Raw genomic sequence first — 17,263 nt, 5'->3', positions numbered from 1 at the left:
TGGCCCGTGATTAACGGGTCTTAATGACCAGACGATTGCTCTGTTTGACCTCTTCCATCACCACATAGGTACGGGTATCGTTCACACCCGGCAGTCGTAACAGGGTCTCGCCTAATAATTTGCGGTACGCAGACATATCAGGTACGCGGGTTTTCAACAGGTAGTCGAAATCGCCGGATACCAAATGACACTCTTGAATTTCTTCCAGTTTTTGAACTGCAGCGTTAAATTGCTCAAACACATCCGGGGCGCCACGATTCAGAGTAATCTCAACAAAAACCAGCAGTGATGCATCCAGATAATGCGGGTTCAGCAGAGCCATATAGCCCTGAATAAACCCCTGTCGTTCCAGGCGACGCACGCGCTCAAGGCACGGAGTCGGTGAAAGACCCACACGCTTCGAAAGCTCGACGTTGGAAATACGCCCATCTTTCTGCAGCTCATTGAGAATATTGCGATCGATGCGGTCGAGATCTTTGCCAGGGCGCTTCTTACTATCTACCATTATTATTGTCTCTCTGTGTTCCTTCCTTCACCTGCCATAACCCGGTCAACGTCACTGTTCCAGGTGTACGTGAGAAGACCGGTGCCCAACGGGCGCTATCGACATCACTTATGGCGTCTGTCCACGCCATGAGTAGATTTCAATAACCCGGTAAATTGGCATCGGCTATGCGCGGTTATTTTACCGCTCTCATACCCAATGTTTTTCTTCCTCGAATGTTTTCGCAAATGCTTAGCGGATTGTCAAAGCAAAACATCGAAATTTAGTGGAACGTGCCATATATCCGGGCTACCTGACGATTATTCATCACTTTACCGGCGTGACTAATTACCCTGTTCAGATGGATTTTTATGCGCTACGGGATATTTTAGCGCTGGCTGAATGGGCGCGGCTATTGCACATATAGTTAACAAAATCGCTGCACCCTTTTTTTACCCCGCTAAATTCCCTACAATCCTTCGATTGACTGCCAACGAACAATGAGGATCTCATGGGCACCGCTAAACACAGTAAATTGCTAATTCTTGGCTCCGGCCCTGCGGGCTACACCGCAGCAGTCTACGCGGCGCGCGCCAACCTCAAGCCGGTGTTGATTACCGGGATGGAAAAAGGTGGCCAGCTAACCACCACAACCGAAGTTGAGAACTGGCCGGGCGATCCCGAAGGCCTGACGGGCCCCGCTCTGATGGAGCGTATGCATGAGCACGCCGCTAAGTTCGAAACTGAAATTCTGTTCGATCACATCTCTAAAGTTGATTTGCAAAACCGTCCGTTCCGTCTGACGGGCGACAGCGGTGAATACACCTGTGATGCGTTGATCATCGCAACCGGTGCTTCCGCCCGTTACCTGGGACTGCCTTCAGAAGAGGCATTTAAAGGGCGTGGCGTTTCAGCCTGTGCAACCTGTGACGGTTTCTTCTATCGCAATCAGAAAGTGGCGGTCATCGGTGGCGGTAATACCGCGGTTGAAGAAGCGCTTTATCTGGCCAATATTGCCTCTGAAGTGCATCTGATTCACCGCCGTGAGAGCTTCCGCGCGGAGAAAATCCTGATCAACCGCCTGATGGACAAGGTGAAAAACGGCAATATCGTGTTGCATACTAACCGCACGCTGGATGAAGTCACCGGCGACCAGATGGGCGTCAGCGGCCTGCGCCTGCGTGATGTCCATAACACCGATACCACCGAAGAGCTGGCAGTGGCTGGCCTGTTTGTCGCCATCGGCCATAGTCCGAATACGGGGATTTTTGACGGCCAGCTGGAACTGGAAAATGGCTACATCAAAGTGCAGTCCGGTATTCACGGCAACGCCACACAAACCAGCATCGCTGGGGTGTTTGCGGCAGGCGATGTGATGGATCATATTTATCGCCAGGCGATTACCTCTGCGGGCACCGGCTGTATGGCGGCGCTCGATGCCGAGCGCTACCTGGACGGCCTGGCCGAACAGAATAAGTAACTGCCCCTTCTTGATTAGCAGTTTGAAGATACGTAAAGGCGACTGAATAGGTCGCCTTTATTTTGCCTGCGTTGTAACATTGCCCGCAAATTTTGCCTGATAATGTATTACCAACCTGCGCTGGCAACTCATGAATAAAACCCGTCAACAACAACTTAGCCGCTGGCTAAAACAACAAAGCGTTATTTCGCGCCGCTGGCTGGGGCTGTCCCGTATTTTAGGCCTGGTCAGCGGGCTGTTAATTGTTGCTCAGGCATGGCTTTTAGCCCGAATTCTGCAGCATATGATTATGGAAAATATCCCGCGCGATGCCCTGCTGCTGCCTTTTATTATCCTGATCCTGATTTTTGTCTTACGCGCCTGGGTGGTCTGGCTGCGTGAAAAAGTGGGCTTCTACGCCGGGCTGCATATTCGCCAGCAAATTCGCCGCCAGGTGCTCGACCGCGTGCATCAGGCCGGTCCCGCCTGGATTCAGGGCAAGCCTGTCGGCAGTTGGGCAACGCTGGTGCTGGAACAAATTGAAGATATGCATGATTATTACGCCCGTTACCTGCCGCAAATGTCGCTTGCGGTGATGGTTCCGGCGCTCATTCTGGTTGCTATTTTCCCGTCTAACTGGGTCGCGGCCCTGATATTACTCTGCACGGCACCGCTTATTCCGCTGTTTATGGCGATGGTTGGCATGGGGGCTGCGGACGCTAACCGCCGCAACTTCCAGGCGTTAGCCCGGCTCAGCGGCCATTTCCTCGATCGCCTGCGCGGCATGGAAACGCTGCGTTTGTTTAATCGCGGGCACGCCGAAACAGAAAATATCCGCATCGCTTCCCGGGATTTCCGTCAGCGCACCATGGAGGTGTTACGCCTGGCGTTCCTCTCCTCCGGCGTGCTGGAGTTTTTCGCCTCGCTCTCCATCGCGCTGGTTGCGGTGTATTTTGGCTTCTCCTATCTGGGCGAGCTGAACTTTGGCCATTACAGCACCGGGGTGACGCTGTTTGCCGGTTTCCTCGCGCTGATTCTGGCGCCTGAATTTTTCCAGCCGCTGCGCGATCTGGGCACTTTTTATCATGCTAAAGCGCAAGCCGTGGGGGCTGCCGACAGCCTGATGACCTTCCTTGACGCTCCGTTACAGCAGCGCAAGCAGGGTACGATGCGCTTCAATGCCAATGACCCTATCAGCATTGAAGCGCGCGATCTGGTTATCTTGTCCGGCGAGGAGAAAATGCTCGCCGGGCCGCTGAACTTCACCCTGGCTGCCGGGCAACGCGTGGTGCTGGTGGGGCAAAGTGGCGCGGGGAAAAGCTCACTGCTCAATGTGTTGTCAGGTTTTTTACCCTACCAGGGGCAGTTACTGATCAACGGTGTTGAGCTGGCTGAGCTGGAGCCGGAATGGTGGCGTGAGCGGCTCAGCTGGGTTGGGCAAAACCCGCAGCTTCCGGCAGCAACCATCCGTGAAAACGTGCTGTTGAGCGCGCCGGATGCCAGCGCTGCGCAATTAGCCACGGCGCTGGATAAAGCCTCTGTCAGTGAGTTTCTGCCGTTGTTACCCCAGGGGATAGATACGCCTCTGGGTGAAGCTTCTGCACGTTTATCCGTGGGCCAGGCACAGCGTGTCGCGGTGGCGCGCGCTTTACTGATGCCGTGCGGATTGCTGCTGCTCGACGAACCTGCCGCAAGCCTTGATGCCCATAGCGAACAACGCGTAATGGAAGCATTGAGCAACGCCTCCCGTCAGCAAACCACCCTGATGGTGACCCACCAGCTGGATTACATCAGCGAGTGGGATGAGGTTTGGGTGATGCGTGACGGGCGTATCGTGCAGCAAGGAAGTTACGCAACGCTGTCCTCTGAGAACGGCCCGTTCGCTACGTTACTGGCTCATCGCCAGGAGGAGATCTAATGCGCGCTTTACTTCCCTATCTGGCGCTGTATTGCCGCCATAAATGGCTGCTGACGCTTGGCGTCGTGCTGGCGATTGTCACGCTGCTGGCAAGTATTGGGCTGCTAACGCTCTCCGGCTGGTTCCTGTCTGCCTCGGCGGTGGTTGGCGTGGCGGGTATTTACAGCTTTAACTACATGCTGCCAGCAGCAGGCGTGCGCGCTGGCGCAATTACCCGTACTGCGGGCCGCTACTTTGAGCGCCTGGTGAGCCACGATGCAACCTTCCGCGTGCTTCAGCACCTGCGCGTTTCCACCTTCAGCAAACTGCTGCCGCTCTCCCCTGCCGGGCTTGCCCGTTTTCGTCAGGGCGAGTTGCTAAACCGCCTGGTGGCGGATGTCGACACCTTAGACCACCTCTACCTGCGTGTCATTTCACCCATGGTCGGCGCGTTGGTGGTGATAATGGTGGTGACGTTTGGTTTGAGCTGGCTGGATGTGCAGCTGGCCCTCACGCTGGGCGGTATTTTACTGGCAACGTTAATTCTGCTGCCGCCGCTGTTTTATTTTGCCGGAAAGCCAACCGGCGAAGCGATCGCCATTCAGCGCGGACACTATCGCCAACAGCTCACCGCATGGCTGCAGGGCCACGCGGAATTAACCATTTTTGGTGCCGCGCCGCGCTACCGGCAGCAGCTTGACGAGACCGAGGAACGCTGGCAAGAGGCGCAGCACCGTCAGGCTGACCTCAGCGCGCTTTCCCTGGCCGTGATGATGCTGATAAGCGGGGCCGCGACCATCCTGATGCTGTGGATGGCGTCGGCGGGCGTGGGGGGAAATGCCACGCCGGGTGCGTTGATAGCGCTGTTTGTCTTCTGTACGCTTGCCGCTTTTGAAGCGCTGGCCCCGGTCACCGGCGCATTTCAGCACCTGGGACAGGTTATCGCTTCTGCGCTACGCGTCACTGAGATCACCGGCCAAAAACCAACGGTGGTTTTCACCGATCGCGCTCATACAATTCCTGAACGCGTGGCGCTGGAAATTAACAGCCTGAGCTTTGCCTATCCTGAGCAAGCGCAAATGGCGCTGCGTGATATTTCGCTGCGTGTCGAAGCAGGGCAACACATCGCTATTTTGGGACGTACTGGCTGCGGAAAATCAACATTGCTCCAGCTGCTAACCCGTGCGTGGGAACCGCAGCAGGGCGAAATTCGTTTGAACGGCGAAGCACTCGGCCAGTTTGATGAAACTGCTTTGCGCGCTTCTACCAGCGTGGTGTCACAGCGGGTGCACTTATTTAGCGCCACGCTGCGCGATAATCTTTTGCTGGCCGCGCCAGGCGCAAGCGATGCCGAACTGAGCGAGGCTTTGTCTCGTGTCGGTCTTGAGAAACTGCTGGAGGATGCCGGTCTTAACAGCTGGCTGGGCGAAGGTGGCCGCCAGCTCTCGGGTGGCGAGCTGCGCCGCCTGGCCATTGCGCGTGCATTATTACACGATGCCCCGCTGTTTTTACTCGATGAGCCAACCGAAGGTCTGGATGCGGAAACCGAACGTCAGATCCTTGATTTACTGGCTACGGTAACCAGAGATAAAACCGTGCTAATGGTCACACATCGCCTGCGTGGACTCGCTAATTTCGACAGCGTAATTGTGATGGACAACGGGCGAATTATTGAGCAAGGCCATCACGCAGATTTAATGGCCAGCGGTGGGCGCTATTATCATTTCCACCAGCGTTTATAGCCTGCGTAAGTAGGCTATCATCAATAATTATCACCACCCCGGAGCCCTGACACCATGCGCCTTATTCAGCTTTCCCGTGACTCAATTGCCTTCCCTTCGCCGGAAGCAGCGTTGCGTGAACCTAACGGGTTACTGGCGCTGGGGGGAGATTTAAGCCCCGCCCGTTTATTGATGGCTTATCAGCGCGGTATCTTTCCCTGGTTCTCTCCCGGCGACCCTATTTTATGGTGGTCGCCCGATCCGCGCGCGGTGCTGCTTCCTGAGCAATTCCACCTGAGCCGCAGCATGAAGCGTTTCCATCGCCGCTCCCCTTATCGCGTGACGCTGAATCATGCGTTCGAGCGAGTTATCAGCGCCTGTGCTGATGACCGTGAAGAAGGGACCTGGATTACCCCGGATATCATCGATGCCTATATGCGGCTACATGAGTTGGGACACGCCCATTCGGTTGAGGTCTGGGAAGGTGAGGAACCGATCGGCGGGATGTATGGTGTGGCGCAAGGGGCGCTGTTTTGCGGTGAATCGATGTTCAGCCGTCGGGAAAACGCGTCCAAAACGGCACTGCTGGTCTTCTGCCAGCACTTTATCAATTATGGCGGCAGGCTGATTGATTGCCAGGTGCTGAATGCGCATACCGCATCTTTGGGCGCAGTTGAAATTCCGCGTCGGGAATATCTGGCGCAGCTGGCTATATTTCGTCCGCTACAGCTACCCGCCTATTGTTGGGTGCCGCAAATCCTCTCGTAACGATAATGTTTACGGCACAATACGGTTAAGAGTGTTATAATTAGCTCCGCAGAGTGAACTCTGCTCATTACCCCACCGCCGTTTGGGATTAGCTTTAACAGGGACAGCCCATCGTTTATCTCTTCGCAGCCCTCATGACCAGCGCCAGGCGTGCAGCTTTTGAGTGGGTTTCGGGTAATGTGCAAATTGCACTTTCGCTGGTGATTTCACCAACAATTCTTTACATGATACGTGAACCTGGGCATTATCTTGCCGGTTCAAAACTATGGTAGTGATACCCTCGAGGATTAGATGGCCAAAGAAGACAATATTGAAATGCAGGGTACCGTTCTTGATACGTTACCTAACACCATGTTCCGCGTTGAGCTGGAAAACGGGCACGTGGTAACCGCTCATATCTCCGGTAAAATGCGTAAAAACTATATCCGCATCCTGACGGGTGACAAAGTCACTGTAGAGCTGACCCCGTACGACCTGAGCAAAGGCCGCATTGTCTTCCGTAGTCGCTGATAGTTTTATTTAGCGCGGCCCTGACAGGCGGCGCAAACAGTTTAGTAATAGAAAGGCCAGGTTATTTATTAACCTGGCCTTTTTTTATTAGGCTGCTGATGAATAATTAGTGAGCCGCTTCCGGTTTGTGCTTCTGCGCGCTATGGAAATTATAAACCAGTTTCTGATCCTCTTTATCCAGCGCCACCGTGACCTGGCCTCCGTCCACTAATGAACCAAACAGCAGTTCATTGGCGAGCGGTTTTTTCAGGTTGTCCTGAATTACACGCGTCATGGGACGCGCGCCCATCGCACGGTCATAGCCTTTCTCTGCCAGCCAGTCACGCGCTTCCTGGCTCACTTCCAGCGAAACCCCTTTCTGATCCAACTGCACCTGTAGCTCAACAATAAATTTGTCGACCACCTGGTGGATCACCTCGGTAGAGAGATGGTTGAACCAGATAATGTTGTCCAGACGGTTGCGGAATTCCGGGGTAAAGATCTTTTTGATCTCTTCCATTGCGTCGGTACTGTTGTCCTGACGAATCAGGCCAATCGACTTACGCTCGGTTTCACGCACCCCGGCGTTGGTGGTCATCACCAGAATCACATTACGGAAGTCCGCTTTGCGCCCGTTGTTATCGGTCAGCGTACCGTTATCCATCACCTGTAATAGCAGGTTAAAGACATCCGGGTGCGCTTTTTCGATCTCATCAAGCAGCAGCACAGAGTGAGGATGCTTAATCACCGCATCCGTCAGCAGGCCGCCCTGGTCAAAACCTACGTATCCCGGAGGCGCGCCAATCAAACGGCTCACCGTGTGGCGTTCCATATATTCCGACATATCAAAGCGCAGCAGCTCAATGCCCAGCGATTTCGCCAGCTGCACGGTCACTTCCGTTTTACCCACCCCGGTTGGGCCGGCAAACAGGAAGGAACCAACGGGCTTACGATCGTGTCCTAACCCGGCACGGCTCATTTTGATCGCTTCGGTTAACGCCTCAATGGCTTTATCCTGGCCAAACACCAGCATTTTCAGACGGTCGTCCAGGCTTCTGAGCGTATCACGATCGCTTGCCGACACGCTCTTCTCCGGGATGCGGGCAATACGTGCGACCACGGTTTCGATATCGGCGACATTGACCGTTTTCTTACGCTTGCTCACCGGCATCAGGCGGCTACGAGCCCCTGCTTCGTCGATAACGTCAATTGCCTTGTCCGGCAGGTGACGATCGTTGATATATTTCACCGCCAGTTCCACCGCGGCACGAATCGCTTTCGCGGTATAACGCACGTCATGGTGCGCTTCGTATTTCGGTTTCAGACCGTTAATAATCTGCACGGTCTCCTCAACGCTGGGCTCAGTAATATCAATTTTCTGGAAGCGACGTGCCAGAGCACGGTCTTTTTCAAAGATATTGCTGAATTCCTGATACGTTGTTGAGCCGATGACGCGGATCTTGCCGCTCGACAGCAGCGGCTTAATCAGGTTGGCCGCATCCACCTGGCCGCCGGACGCGGCGCCTGCACCGATAATGGTATGAATTTCATCGATAAACAGAATGCTGTTCTGATCCTGTTCAAGCTGCTTGAGCAACGCTTTAAAACGTTTCTCAAAGTCACCGCGGTATTTCGTGCCCGCCAGCAACGAACCGATATCCAACGCGTAAATAGTACAATCGGCAATCACTTCCGGCACGTCGCCCTGCACGATACGCCAGGCAAGCCCTTCGGCAATCGCCGTCTTCCCGACCCCGGACTCCCCCACCAACAGCGGGTTGTTTTTACGGCGGCGGCACAGAACCTGAATGGCGCGCTCAAGCTCTTTCTCGCGGCCAATCAGCGGATCGATCCCTCCCACGCGTGCAAGCTGGTTGAGATTGGTGGTGAAGTTTTCCATACGTTCCTCCCCGCCTGCCTGCTCTTCATTAACCGGATTTTCTGCGCCCGGCGCCTGGTTAGGTTCGTCTTTGCGTGTACCGTGAGAGATAAAGTTGACCACATCAAGCCGGCTGACTTCATGTTTACGCAGCAGGTACGCAGCCTGGGACTCCTGCTCGCTGAAGATAGCCACCAGTACATTTGCCCCGGTCACTTCACTGCGGCCAGAAGACTGGACGTGAAAGACCGCACGTTGCAGCACACGCTGGAAGCTAAGCGTAGGCTGAGTGTCACGCTCTTCTTCACTGGCGGGCAGAACCGGCGTGGTTTGTTCGATGAAGGCCTCGAGTTCCTGTCGCAGCGCCACCAGGTCCACGCTACACGCTTCCAGCGCTTCGCGAGCCGATGGGTTACTGAGCAAAGCCAGTAACAGATGCTCGACGGTCATAAACTCATGTCGGTGCTCGCGCGCTCTGGCGAAAGCCATGTTTAAACTGAGTTCCAGTTCTTGATTGAGCATAGGCACCTCCCCCAAATTTTGCCTTCTTCAGGCTTTTTCTAGCGTACACAGCAACGGATGCTCATGCTCTCGTGCGTACTGGTTCACTAACGCGACTTTGGTTTCCGCTACTTCTGCAGTAAAAATGCCGCAGGTAGCTTTACCCTGATAGTGCACGGTGAGCATCAGTTGCGTTGCACGCTCTACATCATAAGAAAAGAACTTTTGCAGCACGTCAATAACAAATTCCATCGGCGTGTAGTCATCGTTCATTAACATTACTTTATACATTGAAGGGGGTTTTAGCGCTTCGCGCAGTTTATCACCCACCAGCTGGTCGAAATCCAACCAATCGTTCGTCTTACCCATTGCAAATCGTCATCGTGTTAAATCGCCCGTTATGATGAAGGCGAAGCCCATAGGTTGAGTGTAATACGCTTTCAGTTAACGTGAAGCACCGAGTGTAAAGCGGTCACTATTTGCGAGCGCGAGCCCGATCACATTAATCAGCATAGCGTTAACTGCTTCAAATTTTTGATTCATTCTCAAGGGTTACCCCCCGCGCAACGCTTGACGACATGGTTAAATTATCTACATTGTACAAGCGTGAGCTGGCGAGGTTTTGAACAGCCCGCCCTCACCCACCGGTTGATTCCATCTCACTTATAAGATTTACGAAGGATGTCGAAGCATGGAAACGGGTACTGTTAAATGGTTCAATAACGCCAAAGGGTTCGGTTTTATCTGCCCTGAGGGCGGTGGCGAAGATATCTTCGCACACTACTCCACCATTCAGATGGATGGTTACAGAACGCTTAAAGCCGGACAAACTGTCAGGTTTGATGTACATCAGGGGCCAAAAGGCAATCACGCCAGTTTGATTGTGCCTCTGGAGCTTGAAGCAGCGGTCGCCTGACCTTTTGCCTCATTGTGTACATCCCAGGGATAAAATGCCAGCCGCCAGGCTGGCATTTTTATACCCAAACGTCATAGCTGAGATCGATTTAATCTCGCGCCAGCGCATCAATAGGGTTAAGCCGCGCGGCATTTCTTGCCGGTAGCCAACCAAAAATAATTCCCGTTGCGGTTGAACAGACAAACGCGGTTAATAAGGCCATCGGTGAAAAGCCTATCTCCCAGCCGGGCAATACCAGCTGCAGCGTGAAGGCGATTAACAGCGATAACGCAATGCCTAACGCTCCCCCCACCAGACACACCAGCACCGCCTCGATCAAAAACTGCTGTAGCACATCGCTGGCACGCGCCCCTACCGCCATGCGGATACCGATCTCTTTCGTACGTTCCGTCACCGACACCAGCATGATGTTCATCACGCCAATCCCGCCGACCAGCAATGAAATCACCGCCACCAGCGTCAGGAACATCTGAAGAGTACGTGTGGTCTTTTCCGCCGTTTTCAACAGCCCGTCCATATTGTAGGTGAAGAAATCTTTCTTACCGTGACGTAACTGCAACAACCGGTTGAGCTGCTGTTCAGCTTCCTGGCTGTGATAACCCTCGTTAACGCGCACCGTAATCGAGTTAAGCCAGCTCTGCCCCATCACCCGCCCGGCCATGGTGTTATACGGCAACCAGACGCGCAGAATTTTACTGCTGCCAAACATCGACTGCTTCTCCTGCGCCACGCCTATCACCGTCGCAGGCATGTTGCCCACCAGCACAATTTCCCCCACCACCCAGGCTTTATCCGGAAACAGCTGGCGTTTGGTATTGCTGTCCAGCACCACCACCTGCGCACGCCCTGCCAGCTGCTCGTCGTTAAAAGTATTCCCTTCGCTGAAGGTCATGCCGTAAACGTTAAAGTACTGGCTGCTGACGCCATTCACGCTTGCGGCAGCATCGACGTTACCATAGCGCACCCGTAAATTACTCGAAAGCGAAGGGGTTGCCGACCTGACCCAGGGCTGCTGGCTGATGGCCGCCAGGTCGTCATATTTTAATGCCTGCTGGTATTGCGGGTCATCGTCGCCAAAATCTTTCCCCGGATAGATATCGATGGTGTTGGTGCCAATCGAGCGAATATCCTGCAACACCAGCTGCTTGGCCGCATCGCCGACAATCACTATCGATACCACCGAGGCGATACCAATAATAATGCCGAGCATCGTCAATAGCGTGCGCATTTTATTCGCCGCCAGCGCCAGCCACGCCATAGTGAATGCCTCACGGAAGCTGCTGAGCGTTTGCTGAAACGGTGAGTGAGTCGGCTGCGGCTTTGCCTCTTTCTGTACGCCAGCCGATGACGCCAGCGCCGGAGGATTGCTGATAATCTCACCGTCACGAATTTCGATAACGCGCTGAGCCTGTGCGGCAATAGTCGGGTCGTGGGTGACGATAATCACCGTATGCCCCTGTTCCCGCAGCTGTTTGAGCGTCGCCATCACCTCTTCGCCAGAGTGGCTATCCAGCGCGCCGGTCGGCTCATCCGCCAGAATCACCTGGCCGCCATTCATCAGCGCGCGGGCGATACTGACGCGCTGCTGCTGGCCGCCGGACAGCTGTGCCGGAAGATAGTCAACGCGTTCAGCCAGCCCCAGGCGCATCAGTAAAGCTCGTGCCCGCTGCTGGCGATAAACCCGTGCCGTACCGGCATATACCGCCGGCACTTCCACGTTTTGCGTGGCGTTAAGATGCGAGAGCAAATGATAGCGCTGGAAGATAAAACCAAAGTGCTCGCGCCGTAAGGTGGCAAGCGCGTCGCTATCAAGCAGCGCGACATCCTGCCCGGCCACTTTGTAACTGCCGCTGGTGGGTTTATCCAGGCAGCCAAGGATATTCATCAGCGTGGATTTACCGGAGCCTGAGGCCCCGACAATCGCCACCATCTCACCCGCGGCAATGGTGATATTAATGCCTTTAAGCACCTCAACCTGTTCATCTCCCGACGGGTAGCTACGGCGAATATCCCGTAGCTCAAGCAGTGCCGTCATGGCGCACTCCCGGCGGCACTTTTACCCATCACCACTTCTTCCCCCTCGGTCAGGCCCGATACCACCTGTACCTGGGTATCGTTACGCATGCCAATGGTGATTTCACGGTCGCGGGTTTCGCCGTTGCGCAGCACCGAAACTTTGTAGCGGCTATTGCCCACCGGATCCCCCAGGGCGGCAAGCGGGATGGTTAACACATTTTTCGCCCCGCCGAGCTGGATATGAACCTGTGCCGTCATTTCCAGGCGCAGGACACCTTGCGGATTAGGAACTTCAAAGCGCGCGTTATAGAAAATCGCGTCGTTCACTTTTACCGGCGTGGGAAGAATATCGATCAGCAGCCCTTCGTAACGCGTCAACGGATCGCCAAGCACGGTAAACCAGGCTTTCTGGCCGGATTTAAGATGAATAACATCAGCTTCCGAGACCTGTGCTTTAACCAGCATGGTGCCGAGATCGGCAAGCGTCAGAATGTTCGGTGCCTGTTGCGCGGCAATCACCGTCTGGCCTTGTTTCGTGGTGATTTCCGTCACTTCCCCCGCCATCGGCGCCACAATCTGCGTGTAATCGAGGTTGGTTTTTGCGGTATCTAATGAGGCCTGATTGCGTTTAATTTGCGCATCGATCGTGCCGATCTGCGCCTGTCTGACCTCAAGATCGGTCGCCGCCGTATCCAGATCCTGTTGCGAGATCGCCTGGGTTTTGGCCAGCGCACGCTGGCGATTTAACGTCACCTGCGCAAGCTTCGCCTGAGCCACAGCCTGCCGCCGCTGTGCGCGTAACTCCATTAACGTCGCTTCAACCTCTTTAATCTGGTTTTGCGCCTGTTCGGGGTCGATAACCCCCAACAGCTGATCTTTTTTCACCTTATCGCCAATGTTAACCGACAGCGTTTTGAGCTGTCCGCTCACCTGAGCGCCCACATCGACTTTGCGTAACGCATCCAGTTTACCCGTTGCCAGCACGCTTTGTTGCAGCTCACCTTTGCGCACAATCATAGTCTGATAAACCGGCGCCGGCGCATTGATAAACTGCCAGAGCCAGATCGCCAACAGCAGCACCAGCAGGCCCAGAAGCCAATAACGTTTTTTTATTTTTCCCTTAAATCTCATAGGTATCCTGCAAAAAGACGGGCTAATTAAATAAAGTCTCAACAAAAGTCAGCTGCGGGTAACGGCCAGGCGTTGATTGAACATTGGTTGAGCTAACAGGTGTTGAAATTACCCCACTCTTTCTCAACCAGGTTGCAACCATGTCACCGATTGCCGCAGACGAATTTATACCAATAAGCCAACTCAGCGGTTGGCAGCTGTTTCTTTGTTTAGCAAAAGGGCAATGGAGGCCGGGGCACGCATGGCACAATCCGGCGTACCGTCGCAAATTTGTCCTGCGATCGCTGGCAAGCCCGCTGACCACAGCACAATTACTGACTACTCTGGCACATCAGCCGTTATTAGAAAAACTGCTGGCAGCGCAGCCGGGCCTGCCCTGTCGGGCTCATCGCCCCTATTTAACGGCGAAGTTTAACCCCAGGGCGGTGGCGCATGCCTTGTCTTTCCACTATCAGACCCTCAGCGGCGTGTTACCGGAACAGCTGTTACAACAGCAATATTCCGCCAACGGCGCGCGCCTGGCAACAATAACGGGTAAAGATGAACACCGCTACCATCTTGATTTATGCGCCAATGCCAATCTCGATAAGGAAGGGGAAGCCACCATAACATTCACCCGTCCGGATGGCGTAGCGCTTGCGGGGTTAACCTTTACCCTGTGCCGATACCAGGAAATATCAACGCTGTTTATTGGCGGGCTACAGGGTGCCAGAAGCGATATTCCTCATGAGAGCATTCAGCTTGCCACCAAAGCGTGCCATGGATTATTCCCCAAGCGCCTGGTGCTGGAGGCGGCCTGCCTGCTGGCGCAATATTCAGGTATGAGTCAGATTCTGGCCGTCAGCAATAGCGCACATATCTACTGCTCATGGCGGTATGCGCGAAAAAAGAAAGATAAAATCCATGCCGATTACGATTGCTTTTGGGCGTCAATGCGCGGTGAATTAACCGCTGAAGGGCTCTATAAACTGCCGCTTGAAGCGGCACGCAAACCTCTTGAAGAGATCGCCAGTAAAAAGCGGGCGGAATACCGCCGCCGCTACGGCTTGTTAGACGCCATGGAAGAACAAATCCAGCGGCAGCTGTAAGCGGACGGGCGGGTTAATCAGCCCGGCCACGCGCCAGCCAGAGCACGCGTGAAAACATTTTCCGCAGCAAGGACGGCACGGCATCAATCCCCCGCCTTCCCGCTTCCATCGCCACTTCAATAGCCAAATCAGGTTTTGAAGAGCGATGAATGGCTTTGACGATAACGCGGCGCATATTCATCGGTACGTTTTCCGGGAGCTGCGCCACGCGGTGGTAGACATCAGAAAAGCCCTGACGATACATAAAATGCTCCATATCCATCGCCGGTAGCACGGTCAAGTGCTCGCGTTCCTGGTCACGGTCATTTTCCAGAATGCCACGCACCGTAGCGGCATATTTCTTTCCGGCTTCGTCGCCATCAACCAGCACGTGCCATTCAATACCCATGCGCCGCGCAAATTTAATTAAAGGACGCAGGCCAGACTGCGCAAACTCAATGACCTTAACCCCTTCAGCATCAAAATGATGCCCGCACTGGCGCGCCAGCTCGTTCATCACCCACACTTCGGTTTCCCCTTCAACCAACAGCCAGCAGCGCGCAAACAGCGAAGAAGCCCGGTTAAAGCGGATGTGAAACGCAATGCGGCGGCTATCTTCGGCATTCATCCCGCCGGGGCCAAGCCGCCAGGCGGCGACTTTTGCAGATTCACGCACCAGGCGGCAGACATGCTCCACCGGGGTGAGCGATAGCAGCTCGCCAGAATTGGTGGTAGTGATTTTTTGCAGCGGCAGCAGGTTTAACAGGTGCCAGGCCACCGATAGCATAATCGGGTGCAGGCGCGTTTCCGGGTCTTCCACCAGCAGCAGCGGGCGCGCATCTTTATCCAGCGCCACGCTGCCCTTTGCCTGCAAAAGCGTGGAAAACATGCCCAGTAAGATCATGCGATGGGTGCGACTGTTGGGCTTGTCTATCATGCGGTTGATGGTATCCAGATAGCGCCAGCTTCTCTGCTCATCGTGCGAGCGGCGTCGCAATAAACGCTTGTGCGCCGCCGCCCCCTGTTCAGAAAAATAGTGTTCAAGCAGCTGCACCATCGCCGACAGCCCCTGACGTAACTGCGCATCGGTGAGATTTTGTGGTCGCGACACCAGTTCACGCGCCAGGAAATCTAACTGGCGAGCCGTCATTTCGGTTTCAGGCATGGCGGGAATACTGTCGTTGCGCAGCCGGCGCATAAAACGCGCATCGCGCAGGCGTAATACGGGGTTGAGGCGGCTGATTTGCCGCGCCAGGGCATCGATATTATCCAGCCTGACGGCGTGACCTTTAGCATCCAGGAAACTGCGCAGCGTCAGGATGGCACCATCTTCGGCAAGCTCGCCGACCAGGCGATACATAATGCGCTGAAAGCCATCGCTTCCTTCTACCCACACTGGCGCAAGCGAACGATATCGCCGCCCGAGATGGTGACCCGGCGCGGATTCCCGGAAGGTCAGCACAATATGCAGATGGTGCTCCCGGCCTGGTAGATCGCCTGGGGGAAAATAGAAGTCGTCACGGCTGAAGTGATAGAGCGTTTCATCGGGCGACAGCAGCAGGGTTAGCGCATCAAGCAGGCTGGATTTACCCCATGCGTTTTCGCCAATCAGCACGTTGTTTTGCTCAAGCATTAACGACAGACGGTTAATACCCCTGAATCCGACAATCTCTACTCGCTCGAGAAACATACTCCCTCCAGATGAGTTAGTGCTTTCCTTTACCTGCCATTGACTCTCAGGCTCGAGTATATACTCTTCATCCGCAAGTCGGCAGGGCGCACCGCGCGTTATTTATTGCTTAGCAGGAGGCTATTAAAATAGCCATTTTTATTTTAACCGAAAATAAACCGCCGATTTTCTGGTGAATACCTGTGGCCCCCAAATCCCGATAAAATGTGTTTAACACCAGAACATTCTTACTTTATTAAAACTCTTCTATACTTGTAAGGTGTTTATTCTGCGGGGATTGCCATCTCATTGCCCTAAATCAATTTTTTAGGTTTTTATCGTGTAGCTCTGCCTCACTGAACTCATTAACATTACTGCTCTTTAATTATTTACGTTACGTCTTAAATAGTTGTGACCAAAATAATCGGGTAGGTACTTTTATTTACCTCACCCGCCGTCATTTTTTGAAATGCAGAGGTGGTTATGTTTAGAAAATTAGCAGCAGAATGCTTTGGGACCTTCTGGTTAGTATTTGGTGGCTGTGGTAGTGCGGTTCTGGCGGCGGCTTATCCTGAATTAGGGATTGGCTTTGCCGGTGTGGCATTAGCATTTGGCTTAACCGTATTAACCATGGCCTACGCCGTAGGACATATTTCCGGTGGCCACTTTAACCCGGCGGTGACGCTGGGCTTATGGGCTGGCGGCCGCTTCCCGGCCAAAGAGGTGATTGGCTATGTTATCGCCCAGGTCATTGGCGGGATTGTTGCAGCGGGTATCCTCTATTTAATTGCCAGCGGCAAGAGCGGTTTTGATGCGGCAGCCAGCGGTTTTGCTTCTAATGGCTACGGTGAACATTCACCAGACCATTATTCCATGCTGTCGGCCATCATTATTGAAATCGTATTAACCTGTGGCTTCCTGATTGTGATTCATGGCGCGACGGATAAATTTGCCCCGGCCGGTTTTGCGCCGATTGCCATCGGCCTTGCGCTGACGCTGATTCACCTGATCAGCATCCCGGTAACCAATACCTCGGTCAACCCGGCACGCAGTACTGCGGTTGCTCTCTTCCAGGGCGGTTGGGCGCTGGAGCAACTGTGGCTGTTCTGGCTGATGCCGATCATCGGCGGTATTCTGGGCGGCGTGATTTACCGCACATTGTTAGAAAAACGTAGCTAATCTGATTTAATTGCCACGCCACCCGCAGAAGATAAACGGGTGGCGCGGCGCTGAGGTCTCTTTTCCTGGCGGCAATCTGCATAAATA

Annotated in this window: 15 protein-coding genes; 9 read left to right on the top strand and 6 right to left on the bottom strand. The window is 54.1% G+C overall.

Annotated elements, in window-relative coordinates; genetic code table 11:
* Window positions 1-10: 10 nt before the first annotated feature.
* Window positions 11-505: a leucine-responsive transcriptional regulator Lrp gene (gene lrp, locus EHN07_RS07635; protein ID WP_124023578.1), complete on the bottom strand. Its 495-nt coding sequence runs from the start codon at window positions 503-505 to the stop codon at window positions 11-13.
* A gap of 265 nt (window positions 506-770) precedes the next feature.
* Between lrp and EHN07_RS20470 the strand changes: the two genes are divergently transcribed.
* The 6 genes from EHN07_RS20470 (at window position 771) to infA (ending at window position 6,839) form a co-directional block, all read left to right on the top strand.
* Window positions 771-911 (top strand): hypothetical protein, encoded by a 141-nt coding sequence (locus tag EHN07_RS20470; protein ID WP_167467295.1) that lies wholly within the window; start codon window positions 771-773, stop codon window positions 909-911.
* Window positions 912-995: 84 nt separating this feature from the next.
* Window positions 996-1,964, top strand: coding sequence for a thioredoxin-disulfide reductase (gene trxB, locus EHN07_RS07630; RefSeq protein WP_124023577.1), 969 nt, complete (start codon window positions 996-998; stop codon window positions 1,962-1,964).
* A gap of 130 nt (window positions 1,965-2,094) precedes the next feature.
* Window positions 2,095-3,861 (top strand): heme ABC transporter permease/ATP-binding protein CydD, encoded by a 1,767-nt coding sequence (gene cydD / locus EHN07_RS07625; protein ID WP_124023576.1) that lies wholly within the window; start codon window positions 2,095-2,097, stop codon window positions 3,859-3,861.
* Window positions 3,861-5,582 carry a heme ABC transporter ATP-binding protein/permease CydC gene (cydC, locus tag EHN07_RS07620; RefSeq protein ID WP_124023575.1) on the top strand — a complete coding sequence of 574 codons (1,722 nt, stop codon included), beginning with the start codon at window positions 3,861-3,863 and terminating at the stop codon, window positions 5,580-5,582. The genes cydD and cydC overlap by 1 nt, the downstream gene beginning before the upstream one ends.
* Window positions 5,583-5,636: 54 nt before the next feature.
* Window positions 5,637-6,329: a leucyl/phenylalanyl-tRNA--protein transferase gene (gene aat / locus EHN07_RS07615; protein WP_124023574.1), complete on the top strand. Its 693-nt coding sequence runs from the start codon at window positions 5,637-5,639 to the stop codon at window positions 6,327-6,329.
* Between the two features lie 291 nt (window positions 6,330-6,620).
* Window positions 6,621-6,839, top strand: a complete 219-nt coding sequence (gene infA / locus EHN07_RS07605; RefSeq protein ID WP_002211347.1) for a translation initiation factor IF-1 — start codon at window positions 6,621-6,623, stop codon at window positions 6,837-6,839.
* Window positions 6,840-6,945: 106 nt separating this feature from the next.
* Here the strand turns inward: infA and clpA are convergent, their stop codons facing one another.
* Together clpA and clpS are read right to left on the bottom strand one after the other, a co-directional pair.
* On the bottom strand, window positions 6,946-9,219 hold the full coding sequence (gene clpA, locus EHN07_RS07600; RefSeq protein WP_124023573.1) for an ATP-dependent Clp protease ATP-binding subunit ClpA: 2,274 nt from the start codon (window positions 9,217-9,219) through the stop codon (window positions 6,946-6,948).
* Between the two features lie 27 nt (window positions 9,220-9,246).
* Window positions 9,247-9,567, bottom strand: a complete 321-nt coding sequence (clpS, locus tag EHN07_RS07595; RefSeq protein ID WP_124023572.1) for an ATP-dependent Clp protease adapter ClpS — start codon at window positions 9,565-9,567, stop codon at window positions 9,247-9,249.
* A 322-nt stretch (window positions 9,568-9,889) separates the two neighbouring features.
* Here clpS and cspD point away from each other — a divergent pair, with 322 nt between their 5' ends.
* Window positions 9,890-10,114 carry a cold shock-like protein CspD gene (gene cspD / locus EHN07_RS07590; RefSeq protein ID WP_034456407.1) on the top strand — a complete coding sequence of 75 codons (225 nt, stop codon included), beginning with the start codon at window positions 9,890-9,892 and terminating at the stop codon, window positions 10,112-10,114.
* A gap of 88 nt (window positions 10,115-10,202) precedes the next feature.
* On the opposite strand, the gene macB is transcribed toward cspD, so the two are convergent.
* Together macB and macA are read right to left on the bottom strand one after the other, a co-directional pair.
* A complete protein-coding gene (macB, locus tag EHN07_RS07585) occupies window positions 10,203-12,149 on the bottom strand; it encodes a macrolide ABC transporter ATP-binding protein/permease MacB (protein ID WP_124023571.1) in 1,947 nt (648 codons plus the stop codon).
* Window positions 12,146-13,261 (bottom strand): macrolide transporter subunit MacA, encoded by a 1,116-nt coding sequence (gene macA / locus EHN07_RS07580; RefSeq protein ID WP_124023570.1) that lies wholly within the window; start codon window positions 13,259-13,261, stop codon window positions 12,146-12,148. The genes macB and macA overlap by 4 nt, the downstream gene beginning before the upstream one ends.
* A 140-nt stretch (window positions 13,262-13,401) precedes the next feature.
* On the opposite strand from macA, the gene EHN07_RS07575 reads away from it, so the two are divergent.
* Window positions 13,402-14,349 carry a VirK/YbjX family protein gene (locus EHN07_RS07575; RefSeq protein WP_124023569.1) on the top strand — a complete coding sequence of 316 codons (948 nt, stop codon included), beginning with the start codon at window positions 13,402-13,404 and terminating at the stop codon, window positions 14,347-14,349.
* Between the two features lie 13 nt (window positions 14,350-14,362).
* Here EHN07_RS07575 and EHN07_RS07570 read toward each other — a convergent pair whose 3' ends face one another.
* Window positions 14,363-16,018 carry an ATP-dependent endonuclease gene (locus EHN07_RS07570; protein ID WP_124023568.1) on the bottom strand — a complete coding sequence of 552 codons (1,656 nt, stop codon included), beginning with the start codon at window positions 16,016-16,018 and terminating at the stop codon, window positions 14,363-14,365.
* Window positions 16,019-16,480: 462 nt separating this feature from the next.
* Between EHN07_RS07570 and aqpZ the strand changes: the two genes are divergently transcribed.
* Entirely contained in the window at window positions 16,481-17,176 is a 696-nt protein-coding gene (aqpZ, locus tag EHN07_RS07565; RefSeq protein ID WP_124023567.1) for an aquaporin Z, read from the top strand.
* Window positions 17,177-17,263 lie beyond the last annotated feature (87 nt).

Source organism: Buttiauxella warmboldiae (genome assembly GCF_003818135.1).
Classification (GTDB): domain Bacteria; phylum Pseudomonadota; class Gammaproteobacteria; order Enterobacterales; family Enterobacteriaceae; genus Buttiauxella; species Buttiauxella warmboldiae.
The sequence above is the reverse complement of the archived record's forward strand: the minus strand, read 5'-3'. Positions and strand labels throughout refer to the sequence as shown.